The following is an 8,645-nucleotide window of genomic DNA, read 5'->3' as shown; positions in this document are numbered from 1 at the left end:
CGCGCGCGGCAGCGGCAACACCTTCCGGGCCAACCGCAGCCACGACAACGTCGGCGCCGGGGTCCGGGTAGGCGGCGACACCCCCGCTGACGGCACCCGCAACACCATCGAGGGCAACGTCCTCCTCTCCAACGCTGCGGGGGGCATCAAGTTCGAAGCCACCCCGCAGGGCCAGGTGTGCGGAAACACCCTGGTAGGCAACACCGGCGGCGACGCGACAGGAACCTACGGGAACGAGTACGTCCCGTCGCGCCCCTGCTGACCGCACCACACACGGCACCCGACACAACCAACCGTAAGGAAACAGCTGACATGCGTCTCACCCGCAAGCGCACGCTCACCACGGCCGGAGTGGCCGCACTCTCCGCTCTCGCGGCACTGACCGCCCCCATCGTCGCCTCCGGCACCGCGGCCGCGGCTGCCCCGTGCGACTACCCCGCCCAGAAGCTCGACCTCACCAACTGGAAGCAGACCCTGCCGACCGGGTCCTCCGGCTCGCCGACCGAGATCAAGCAGCCCGCTCTCGCGACGTACTCCTCGAACCCCTGGTTCATGGTGAACGCCGCGTGCACGGGGGTGCAGTTCCGCTCCGCGGTCAACGGCGTGACCACCTCCGGCTCCAGCTACGCGCGCTCCGAACTTCGGGAGATGGCGGACAACGGCACGGAGAACGCCTCCTGGTCGGCGAGCTCGGGCACCCACACCCTCACCTTCCGGGAGGCATTCAACAAGCTCCCGAGCACCAAGCCGCACGTCGTCGGCGCACAGATCCACGACTCGGACGACGACGTCACGGTCTTCCGCCTGGAGGACACCAGCCTGTACATCACCAAGGGTGACGACACGCACTACAAGCTCGTCACCAGCAACTACAAGCTGAACACGGTCTACGAGGGCAAGTTCGTCGTCAGCGGCGGCAAGATCAAGGTGTACTACAACGGCGTCCTCCAGACGACCATCGCGCACACGGCGTCCGGCAACTACTTCAAGGCCGGCGCCTACACCCAGGCCAACTGCGACAACTCCTCGCCGTGCAGCAGTTCCAACTACGGGCAGGTGAGCGTCTACAAGCTGGCGGTCACCCACTCCTGACGCAAGGGGTGCCGGGCCTCGGAGTGGGAGGCCCGGCACCTCGCAGCACGGTACAGGAGCGGCGCGGATCTCCGCCCCACAAGCCACCGGTGCGCGTGGTGAGGGGCACCGTGGACCGGGGTCCGCGCCGCGCATTCGCACCTCACCGATACAGGTCATCGACTGCAACCTCATCGTCACCCGGCCTCCGCCGGCCGGCGTGACCACAGCCCTCACGCGCAAGCACCGCAGGCCGTCCCATCAGCACCGGGACGGCCTTCTTGTCCAGCGCCGGGTTGCTCGACATCGCATGCCCGTCTCTACCGTGCGGAGAAACCACGTGAACAGATCAAAGCTCAGCACCCACGCCGCGATCGCCGTCGCGGCCCTCACGATCACGGCCCTCACCGCCGCAGCACACGCTCTCGCATCCAACGCCGACGCGTCATCGCTCACCCCGAGCACGACCTCGACCCCACAGGCCAACGCCACCATCGTCAACGTCTCGTCGTCGACGCAGCTGGCCACCGCGATGGCCAAGGCCGTGGCCGGTCAAACGATCGTCCTCGCCAACGGCTCCTACTCCATCGGCAAGCTCGACGCCAAGAACGGCACCTCCAGCGCACCCATCACGATCATGGCCGCCCAACAGGGCAAGGCGATCATCACCGGAGGGCAGCTCGAGGTTCTCAAGTCGTCGTACGTGACGTTCTCCGGGCTGAAGTGGACGAACAGCAACACGTTGAAGATCAGCAGTTCGCACCACGTTCGGTTAACTCGCAACCACTTCCGGCTCACCGAGTCGAGCTCGTTGAAGTGGATCATCATCCAGGGAGCCAACAGCCACCACAACCGGATCGATCACAACCTGTTCGAGGAGAAGCACCAGCTCGGCAACTTCATCACCATCGACGGGTCCTCGACCCAGCAGTCGCAGTACGACCTGATCGACTACAACCACTTCCGCGACATCGGTCCGCGTGCCACCAACGAGATGGAGGCGATCCGGGTCGGCTGGAGTGCGATCTCCCAGTCGGACGGGTTCACCACGGTCGAGAACAACCTCTTCGAGGACTGCGACGGCGACCCCGAGATCATCTCCGTGAAGAGCAACGCCAACGCCGTCCGGTACAACACCTTCCGGACATCACAGGGCGCCGTGTCCCTGCGCCATGGCAACGGCAGTCAGGTCCACGGCAACTTCTTCTTCGGGGGCGGCAAGGCCGGCACCGGCGGTGTCCGGGTCTACGGCCAGGACCACAAGATCTACAACAACCACTTCGAAGGGCTGACCGGCAGCGGCTACGACGCGGCGCTGCAACTCGACGGCGGGGACGTCGACACCTCGGGCGCGCTCTCCTCGCACTGGCGGGTGTACCGGGCCACGGCGGTGCACAACACCTTCGTCAACAACGTCTCGAACATCGAGATCGGCGCCAACTACAGTCTCGCCCCGGTCGACAGCCTGGTCGCCGACAACATCGTCGTCGGTTCTTCCGGCAAGCTCTTCAACGAGCTGAAGACGCCCAAGAACATGACGTACGCGGGCAACATCGGCTGGCCGACCGGTTCCGCCACCATCGGGGTCACCACGGGCGTCCGGACTGTGAACCCGCTCCTGGCCAAGCAGGGTGAGGTGTACCGCCTCGGCACCGGTAGCCCCGCGGTGAACGCCGCGTCGGGTAACTACGGTTTCCTCACCGAGGACATGGACGGTCAGTCACGCAGTGGAACGGCCGATGTCGGAGCGGACGAACTGTCCACCGGCACCGTGGTCCACAAGCCGCTCAACTCCGCCGACGTCGGGATCGGCGCTCCCTGACAGGGCCGGAACAGCGCTGCCCGCCGCACCACGAGGTGTGGCGGGCAGTCGCCGATGCCGTCGAGCGCAAGTTCGTCGTGACGGCGGTAGGCGGTCCGGTCGGCCGCGGCCTTCTCGCCCTGGTTCAGCTCGGTGCCGGTGCGCCGGCCGCTGCCGCAGCCGTGGACGAAGCACCGGCAGGCGGTTGCTGCGGCGCGTGACCGACCTCAAAGCCCCTGAGCGCGGGGCCGTGACCGGAACGGGGGCTCGGTCACGGCTTCGCCCGAGTGCTACGCAGGTCACTGTTGCCAACGGCTACGTCACCTTCGGTGACGCGTCGGGCGTGTGACGCACGGTCGTGCGCACTTCGACGATCGGCAGCAGAGTGCGCAGTGCCGCGTTCTCCGCGGGGTCGAGTACGGCGTGCTGCACGCAGGCGGGGACGAGGGTGCCGTCTTCGGGGTGGGCCATGGCGTAATGGCAGGCGGTCAGCCGTTCCTGCGTTTCGCGCAGCCGGGGCTCCTCGGCCTGTTCGCCGCGTTGCATCATTTCCCATGCCGGGGCGACCACGTCCGCGTCCATGAACTGGTGCATGACGAAGGTGACCGGATGGACCCGCATCAGGTGGCGGGCCAGCCGCAGTGGTCCGACGCGGTGGCTGGTGCGGGCGAGCCAGCGAAGAGCGGTCAGCGCGGTGGACGGATGCCGGCCCACCACGCGCAGGATTCTGACCGTGAGGAGTGCGGGTGGGGTGCCGGTGAAGGTCACCTTTCCGAAGTAACGGAAGAACGCGTCGCGTACGGCAAGATCGCGCGGATCGTCGCCGTCGAGGAACGGATACCAGCGTCGGCCGACGTAGAAGCCGTAGGCGGTGCGGTTGCAGCGTACGTCGCCGTTCTCGAGGACGCGGTAGTCCAGCCGGGTTCCGGCGCCGCGTTCGATCTCCGCCCACACGGCGTCCGGGGTCGCCTCGCGGAACCTCTCCTTCCAGCGGCGGTCGTCGCCGAGGAAGGCGGCTGGCTGGAAGGAGAACATGCCGTAGCCCATGGCGTGGCAGTCGCGGATCACGCGCGCGATCTCGTCGAGGTTGCCCGGTGTGACGGTCATGTTGTGGGCGAGGAAGAACCGCGTTCCGTGCTCGCGCCGCAACCGGACGAACATGGCGGCGAACCGCGCCCGATACGGGTTCAGCGCTTTCTCGTCCGGCGGGCGTTCGATACCGCGTCGGCCGTACATGAACTTGTCGAAGTGCGCGGCGAAGGAGAGCCGTTCGAACCGCCGTGTGCCGTCCTGGCCGAGTGCGAGCCGGGTGAGGTAGGGGTAGTCGAAGTCGCCGTGGGTGAAGCTCATCGGTTCCCGGCCGTGGTCCCGCATGATCGCCAGCGTGGCGGCGTGGTCGTCGGGGTCGAGCAGGCTCACCTCGCCGCCGATGAGCTGGGTGTGGGCGCGCGGGCCCCGCAGCTCACGGAGCAGTCGCATCTGGGCGGTGATCTGTTCGCGGGTGTGCGGGCCGTCGACGCGTACCCGGTTGGCGTCCCGGGAGTGGTAGCAGGGGGTGCACTTGAGGTTGCACCTGGGGAAGACACCGTGGGTGCCCTCGCAGCCGACGCCGTGCCGGCCGAGGATCTGGCCGGGGGTCCGGGCGGTGTCGGGGAGCTCCTTCCAGCGGCGCTCCATCGCCTTCGCGAACTCAAAGTCGTAGGGACGGGTGGCGCGTTCGAGGAACCGCAGTGCCCTGAAGATCCGCATCAGTTGCTCCCCCGTTTGGTCCGGGCTGCGGTGACCGTGGCTGAGGGCGCCGGAGGGTGGAGCGGTCCACGCCGCAGCAGCCAGGCGTACGGCGGCCTCTGCGACAGGGCGGCGGAGCACATGCCGGAACGGCCGCGGTGTTCGAGGACGACGAGTCGGAGGATCATCGGACCACCCCTCTGCGGATCTTCAGCAACGAGCCGATGAGGCCGCTGCCGCGGGCAAGACGGCCGTAGACGTCGGCCAGCGCCGTGTGCCACGGCCCGTCGGCGTAGGTGGGGTAGGGATGCACGGTGCGGGCGTAGTCGGAGGGTGTCCAGCCCAGGCGTACCGCCGCCGCGAGATGGGCGATGGTCTCTCCGGCTCTCGGTGACACGACCGTGGCCCCGACGATCTTCCCGCGGGGGCCCAGGACCAGGGTGGTGAAGCCCTCGGTGCGGCCGTCGGCGACCGCCCGGTCGACCCGCTCGTCGTCCAAGGTGCGGACGCGCACGGTGTCGCCGTGTGTTTCGCGTGCCTCGTCCGTGGTCAGTCCGACGCGGGCGATCTCGGGATCGGTGAACGTCACCCAGGGCACCGCCCGATAGTCGATGGGACGGCGCACCCCCAGCAGAGCGTCGACAGCGGCCGATCCGCCCTGAGTGCCGCCCAGATGGGTGAAGGCCGAGCGGCCGGTGACGTCTCCGGCGGCGTAGATTCGGTGGTTGGCGGTGCGCAGCCGGCCGTCGGTCCGGACGTGACCGGTCTCGGTCAGCTCCACACCGGCAGCCTCCAGACCGAGCCCCTCCGTGTTGGCATGGCGGCCCGTGACGGCCAGCAGCGCGTCGTACGGCAGAGGACCACCAGGTCCGTGGACGGCTTCGGCGTCGACTCGCTCGGCGCGGTAGCCGGTCAGCACGGTGACGCCCTCGGACTGGAGCCGTTCGCGCAGCACCTGGGAGGCCCGGGGTTCCTCGCGGGGGATCAGGCGGTCCATCGCCTCCAGCAGGGTGACCTGCGAGCCGAGTCGGCCGAACGCCTGGCCCAGCTCGCATCCGATGGGCCCGCCGCCGAGTACCACGAGACGGCGGGGGAGTTCGGCGAGATCCCAGACGCTGTCGCTGGTCAGCGGCTTGGCCTCGGCCAGGCCGGGGACCGGCACCAGGGCCGGCGAGGAACCTGTGGCGATCAGTGCGTACCGGAAGGAGACCACCCGCTCGCCCGCAGTGAGGGTGCCCGGACCGGTGAAGGACGCAGCGCCGTGGGTGACGTCGACTCCGTACGGGGCGAGCGCCTCGGCCGAGTCGTGCGGTTCGATGGCGCCGATCGCCCGCCGCACCGCTCCCATGGCCGCCGCGAGGTCGGCCGGGCCGGCCACTTGCGGGAGCCCGTAGGCGGTGGCACGGCGGGCCGCCTGGACGTCGGCGGCCACGTGGAGGAGCGCCTTGCTCGGTACGCACCCTGTCCACAGGCAGTCGCCGCCCAGCCGGTCGCGTTCGATGAGCAGCGTGCGGGCGCCGAAGCGCCCGGCGGTGCGGGCCGCGGTCAGGCCGGCGCTTCCGCCGCCGATGACCACCAGGTCGTACCTGTTCATGGTTCGGGCTCTCTTGTCGGTGCGCGGTCGTGGGACGGCCGGCACGCGGTTGTGGGGTGTGAGGGGAACCCGGTGACACAGCCGGGACCTTCCCTCCCCCTGTCCCACGATCACCGTCACGGTGGCAGTCCCGCGTTATCCGTCCGCCTTCGGCGTGTCCGAAACGGAATGCGGGACAGGCTCGGCAGGGTTCCCGAGGGCGAGTACAGCGGGGCGATCTGCACCCATGGTTCGGAAGAGGGGCGAGGCCGGATGGAAGAACGGGACTGGCGGCGCTTCATCACCGCCTACCACCAAGCGCACCCCGGTATCACGGAGCAGTTGTTCTCCCTGTCCGACGTCTCCCCTTACGCGTGGCTGGCCGAACCGCTCCGCGGCACCGAGGGCGTGGTCCTCGACCTCGCCTGTGGTTCGGCACCCACCCGCGCAGAACTACCGGACGCCGACTGGGTCGGGATCGACCTGTCGCCGGCGGAACTCGCCGAAGCGGCGCGCCGGGGCCGCGGACCACTGGTGCGGGCCGGCGCGGACGCGATCCCGGCGGCCTCCGCGAGCGTCGGGGCGGTCTGCGCTGCGATGTGTCTGCCGGTGGTCACGCCGCTGCCGCAGACGCTGGGGGAGATCCGGCGCGTGCTGCGGCCCGGCGGGACGCTCGCGGCGCTGGTGCCCTCACAGTCCGGGCTCTCCCCGTCCGGCGTGCTCGGCTGGGTCCGGGTGATGACGGCCTTGAGAGCCGTGCGCCAACCCTGGCCCAACCCGCAGGCCCGCGACGGGCTGGCCGCCCTACTGCGCGCGGCCGGCTTCCGCGTTCGCGCCGATGAGCGGCGGGTCTTCACTCTGGCGATCGACTCGGCCGACTCCGCGGCGCTGCTGGCGGACGCACTGTACCTGCCCGGCCTGACACAGGACCGCGCCCGGGCCGCCAAGCGTTCCCTGGGGCGCTGGGCGGACTCGGGGCGACGCCTGGAGCTGCCGCTGCGCCGTGTGGTGGCCGACCTTCCCACTGAGCGACCGTCACAGGAGCCGATATGAACCGCCCGGCAGCCCCCTCGTCAGCAACGGGCCTTTCTCCGTCCGACACGGCCCTGGACGATACGGCGCGCGCGGCGCGGGTACGGCTGTCCTTCCTCGTGGTCCTGCTGGTGGTACTCGGCGCCTGGGTGGCGCTGGGCGGCGGGGACCTGTTGCTCGACGTGCGCCAGTGGGTCGATTCGCTCGGAGTATGGGGGCCGGTCGTCTTCGCGGCCGTCTACGCCCTGGCCGTGACGGCTCTGCTGCCCGGCTCTGTTCTCACCGCCTCCGCCGGCGCACTGTTCGGACTTGCGGCGGGGGCCGGCGCGGTGCTCGTGGGGGCGACGGCGGGTGCGGCCCTCTCGTTCGGCCTGGCCCGTTGGCTGGGGCGTCCGGTGGTGGCCCGCTACGCCGGTTCGGGGCGGCTGGCTCGGCTGGACGACTACCTGACACGCCGCGGGTTCGCAGCCGTCCTGCTCGTGCGGCTGGTGCCGCTGTTTCCCTTCTCCGTGATCAACTACGGGGCGGGGGTGGCCGGTGTCCGCTTCTCCTCCTACGTCGCGGCCACGGCCCTGGGCATCATCCCGGGCACCATCGTCTACACCGGGCTCGGCGGATCCCTGGGCGACCCCGGCTCTCCCGGGCTGTGGATCGCGCTGGGCGCCCTGCTCGTGCTGAGCGCGGGAGGCTGGTGGGCCGCACGGCTCGTACGCTCCCGCAGCACGGAGGTCAGCGCAGCTGCCGATAGCCGGTGACCACGCGGTGGGCCGCGGTGACAGCGACCACCGCGGCCCACACCCAGGCGATGGTGTGGGCGAAGCCGGGCAGCAGGCACCACAGGGTGTGCACGGCGATGGTCTCGCCGCCTTCGGCCAGGCCGCCCAGGAAGTTCAGCGAGCGGCCTCGGGACAGGCGGTCGTCGCGACGCCCGGTGCGCTCGGCGATGGAGGAGAAGGCCAGGAAGACCGTGCCGTTGACGTAGTAGGCGAGCAGGACGAGCAGGAACGGCAGTGCCGGACCGCCCACACCGACGGCGACGCCGACGACGAATGCTCCGTAGACCAGGAAGTCGGCACAGATGTCGAGGAAGCCACCCGCTCCACTGCGGTCCACCGTGCCCCGGCGACGGGCCAGCGGACCGTCCAGACCGTCGGCGAGCCGGGACAGCAGCCACAGCGCGGCGGCGGCCGGCCACCAGCCGGCCGCCGCGGAGCCCGCTGAGGCAAGACCTGTCAGCAGGCCGAGCGCAGTCAGACGATCGGGCGTGACGGCGGGGCGGTCCAGCAAGACGGCGGCCCGGTCCAGGGGGCCGCTCAGCAGCGCTCTCGCCCGCACGTCCAGCATCGCTTGTCTCCTTCCGCCACACCGGCACCGTACCGGCGGTCGCAAAGGGAAGCCTGCGAGCACCCGGCCGTGTTCCCTTTCCGCGCGATGATGTTC

Annotated in this window: 8 protein-coding genes; 5 read left to right on the top strand and 3 right to left on the bottom strand. The window is 70.0% G+C overall.

Going from position 1 to position 8,645, the window contains the following annotated elements; genetic code table 11:
* The 3 genes from JGS39_RS10160 to JGS39_RS10150 all read left to right on the top strand — a co-directional run.
* Nucleotides 1–262: right-handed parallel beta-helix repeat-containing protein (locus JGS39_RS10160; protein WP_219568432.1), on the top strand; the 262-nt coding region annotated here is incomplete at its 5' end.
* Between the two features lie 50 nt (nt 263–312).
* The gene (locus tag JGS39_RS10155) at nt 313–1,092 is read left to right on the top strand and encodes a polysaccharide lyase family 7 protein (protein ID WP_124275314.1); all 780 of its coding nucleotides are present in this window, start codon (nt 313–315) and stop codon (nt 1,090–1,092) included.
* A 319-nt stretch (nt 1,093–1,411) separates the two neighbouring features.
* Nucleotides 1,412–2,893 carry a polysaccharide lyase 6 family protein gene (locus JGS39_RS10150; RefSeq protein WP_219568431.1) on the top strand — a complete coding sequence of 494 codons (1,482 nt, stop codon included), beginning with the start codon at nt 1,412–1,414 and terminating at the stop codon, nt 2,891–2,893.
* A gap of 294 nt (nt 2,894–3,187) precedes the next feature.
* On the opposite strand, the gene JGS39_RS10145 is transcribed toward JGS39_RS10150, so the two are convergent.
* Together JGS39_RS10145 and JGS39_RS10140 are read right to left on the bottom strand one after the other, a co-directional pair.
* Entirely contained in the window at nt 3,188–4,621 is a 1,434-nt protein-coding gene (locus JGS39_RS10145; protein WP_219568430.1) for a radical SAM domain-containing protein, read from the bottom strand.
* Nucleotides 4,622–4,784: 163 nt separating this feature from the next.
* The gene (locus tag JGS39_RS10140) at nt 4,785–6,194 is read right to left on the bottom strand and encodes a dihydrolipoyl dehydrogenase family protein (protein ID WP_219568429.1); all 1,410 of its coding nucleotides are present in this window, start codon (nt 6,192–6,194) and stop codon (nt 4,785–4,787) included.
* Nucleotides 6,195–6,446: 252 nt separating this feature from the next.
* On the opposite strand from JGS39_RS10140, the gene JGS39_RS10135 reads away from it, so the two are divergent.
* Together JGS39_RS10135 and JGS39_RS10130 are read left to right on the top strand one after the other, a co-directional pair.
* A complete protein-coding gene (locus JGS39_RS10135; protein WP_236063474.1) occupies nt 6,447–7,226 on the top strand; it encodes a class I SAM-dependent methyltransferase in 780 nt (259 codons plus the stop codon).
* Complete coding sequence (locus tag JGS39_RS10130; RefSeq protein WP_124275317.1) at nt 7,223–7,960, top strand: TVP38/TMEM64 family protein; 738 nt, start codon at nt 7,223–7,225, stop codon at nt 7,958–7,960. Before JGS39_RS10135 ends, JGS39_RS10130 begins: the two co-directional genes overlap by 4 nt.
* Here JGS39_RS10130 and JGS39_RS10125 read toward each other — a convergent pair.
* Nucleotides 7,935–8,549, bottom strand: a complete 615-nt coding sequence (locus JGS39_RS10125; RefSeq protein WP_124275318.1) for a CDP-alcohol phosphatidyltransferase family protein — start codon at nt 8,547–8,549, stop codon at nt 7,935–7,937. The two genes, JGS39_RS10130 and JGS39_RS10125, sit on opposite strands and share 26 nt — an antisense overlap.
* Nucleotides 8,550–8,645 lie beyond the last annotated feature (96 nt).

Origin of the sequence: Streptomyces poriferorum (genome assembly GCF_019399235.1) — a bacterium.
Lineage (GTDB): Bacteria > Actinomycetota > Actinomycetes > Streptomycetales > Streptomycetaceae > Streptomyces > Streptomyces poriferorum.
This window is presented reverse-complemented; position numbering and strand designations above follow the sequence as displayed.

Excerpts from the sequence above, each read along its gene's own strand:
- JGS39_RS10155 (WP_124275314.1), top strand. The coding sequence starts at position 313 with ATGCGTCTCACCCGCAAGCGCACGCTCACCACGGCCGGAGTGGCCGCA.
- JGS39_RS10145 (WP_219568430.1), bottom strand. The coding sequence starts at position 4,621 with ATGCGGATCTTCAGGGCACTGCGGTTCCTCGAACGCGCCACCCGTCCC.
- JGS39_RS10140 (WP_219568429.1), bottom strand. The coding sequence starts at position 6,194 with ATGAACAGGTACGACCTGGTGGTCATCGGCGGCGGAAGCGCCGGCCTG.
- JGS39_RS10135 (WP_236063474.1), top strand. The coding sequence starts at position 6,447 with ATGGAAGAACGGGACTGGCGGCGCTTCATCACCGCCTACCACCAAGCG.
- JGS39_RS10130 (WP_124275317.1), top strand. The coding sequence starts at position 7,223 with ATGAACCGCCCGGCAGCCCCCTCGTCAGCAACGGGCCTTTCTCCGTCC.
- JGS39_RS10125 (WP_124275318.1), bottom strand. The coding sequence starts at position 8,549 with ATGCTGGACGTGCGGGCGAGAGCGCTGCTGAGCGGCCCCCTGGACCGG.